Below are 2,278 nucleotides of genomic sequence, written 5' to 3' on the forward strand. Positions count from 1 at the left end.
TGCATATAATTTTAACTTTGCAACAGAACCAATTTTATTGTGTTATTTAAGTAACTTATAAACCTTGTGAAAAATAGGGCGTATAGGTTTGATGAAATCTCCAACGTATTCTTCGACATGGGCGTTAAAACCTTTTTTAAATTGCTGCACACCATAATCTTCAGCATTTTCACTAAAATTTCCAGTAATCCCATAAAAATTATATCTCGGTATATTATTATTTAATGCAAACTTTATCATATCCCATTGTAATCGATATGCCCCCATAAATTGGTTATATTCAGGGTTAGATCCACTTGATAAATAATAAACCTCATCTTTATTCCAGATATAATATGCCGACGCTAAATGAAGTACATCCCCGTCAATTTTGATTAAATTTTCAGTTTCTGTAATATGCTTTCGGTTACTTGTTAATTGTTTATTTAATTCTTGGTACTTATTTTTATTCTTTTTTGAATTCGGGTTATCTTTTAGCTTTGCTTTAATTTCCTCTATTTGTTCATTAAGCACTAACTCTTTGTTATTTAACTGGTTTAAGTATTTTTTTAAATCTATATACGCTAATTTCAAAGCAGAATTATTATTATAGATGTTTTGCATTTCTTCAAAATAATCTTTCTCTCTAAATTTAAAGTCATGCTTTTCTTCTGCCATTCGGAACAATTCAAAGAATTGGTCTGTCTGTGAAATGTCTAGTGTTTTAACCTCTACACCCATCTCGTATGTCTTTTTAATATTTCTTCTAGTTTGGTAATCCATTTCATTTAAAATGTCTTTTTCGTTTTTACCTTCCAAGTCTAAAACAGATAACCAGCGTATTTGGCTTGTATCAGAATAGCCTATACTATGACCTTGATATTGATAGCCTAAATGGTTGAGTTGGTTTATTAAATTGGAATTATCGTATGACTTCAATATACGTCCATCTGCATCTCTATTATTTTCTAATATATAAGGATCAACTAAAACAAATAATCCTTTATGTCGTTTTAAATATCGAGTTAACCCAGTAAAAAAACATTCAACTAATTTTTCATTGTTAAAATCTAATACTGGACCTCTGTGAGAATAAAAATATTTAAATATTTTTAAAACTTGTGCTTCAGATAGTAAACACGCAGCTATAACTTCTTCATTGTCTTTAACGCCTACCAAATGGACGTCTGTTTTATGTTTTTGTCTATAGTTATAATGTTCAATAGATTGCGTGTAATGTACAACATGTTTTTCTATAAACAATTGATATTCTTGTTCTGTTAATGTAACAAATTTCATTTTTCCACCTTTTTCATTAGTTCTAATTAATAAATATAATTGTATTGCACAGCTTGTTTCTTAGTTAAAGTACGAGTGCCATAACCACCACCGCCTTTAGAAGTTTGAAGAATAGAGCCAGCTATTGGTTTTTTACCTGTAGCAAATCCAGCTCTTTTGGCTTCATTAAGCCAACTTTTTGCATCTGTGAAACTAGATGGAAGATATCTTTTTGTTTGATTTCTTTTATTATGTACGTACCACGTACAATTATTTTTCGTATGATAGTTTGGCTGTTGTTTTTTTATCGGCCGTGGATATTTATCGATTTCTGCTACTTGAGCGATATGATTTTGATCAATCTTTGGACTATATTCCAACATATTAACGCCTGTTAGCGCTATCGAAGATAATAAAGTGTATGTAATTAATTTTTTTAACATCAAAGAATTTTCCTCCTTGACTTCAGACCCCGTTTATAATATTATATTAAAATTAAATAATATACAAATGTAATATTACTATGGAGGGGTACTCAAGTCTGGTTTAAGAGGCCAACACTTTGTGTTTGGCTATGTCGCCTATTTTTTACTGCGTTGTTCTAGCCAAAAACGAAACAACACACCACAGCAATCTATAAAAATAGATACTATGATATAAACAAATATTGCAGTCATGAGTACGCACCTTCTCTCTACGTCAAATTGACGTCTGAGAGATAGACGACTTCCCAATTATAACAAAATGTCTCTAAACTTGTATGCAAGCATACAATATACACGCATACAGTATGCAATACTTACGTATATAATATCATCAGTATCTAAAAAATAGACGGCATTGTATCGTCTATTTTTTAGACTATTTAAAGTTGAATAAAGATACAAAATTTCATTTAATGAGAATGCATGAAAGCGCGTGGTTAAGGGTATGTATAAAATATGAATAATCGATAATCCAAAAACGAAGGGGCAAACGCCGTCATTTCAGCGTTTGTCCCTTTGTGTTGAGTTGACATAAT

General features: G+C 30.6%; 2 protein-coding genes. Both read right to left on the minus strand.

All coding sequences use genetic code 11. The features are described from left to right. Positions 1–42: 42 nt before the first annotated feature. Positions 43–1,278, minus strand: a complete 1,236-nt coding sequence (locus HMPREF3241_RS02045) for an aminoacyltransferase (protein WP_002447411.1) — start codon at positions 1,276–1,278, stop codon at positions 43–45. Between the two features lie 26 nt (positions 1,279–1,304). After that, complete coding sequence (locus HMPREF3241_RS02050; protein WP_002447412.1) at positions 1,305–1,700, minus strand: CHAP domain-containing protein; 396 nt, start codon at positions 1,698–1,700, stop codon at positions 1,305–1,307. Positions 1,701–2,278: the final 578 nt, after the last annotated feature.

It is taken from the genome of Staphylococcus sp. HMSC34G04 (assembly GCF_001838765.1).
GTDB classification, from domain to species: domain Bacteria; phylum Bacillota; class Bacilli; order Staphylococcales; family Staphylococcaceae; genus Staphylococcus; species Staphylococcus epidermidis.

What these genes read in the sequence shown, in the direction of transcription:
- HMPREF3241_RS02045 (WP_002447411.1), bottom strand. Translation starts at nt 1,278, where the DNA reads ATGAAATTTGTTACATTAACAGAACAAGAATATCAATTGTTTATAGAA.
- HMPREF3241_RS02050 (WP_002447412.1), bottom strand. Translation starts at nt 1,700, where the DNA reads ATGTTAAAAAAATTAATTACATACACTTTATTATCTTCGATAGCGCTA.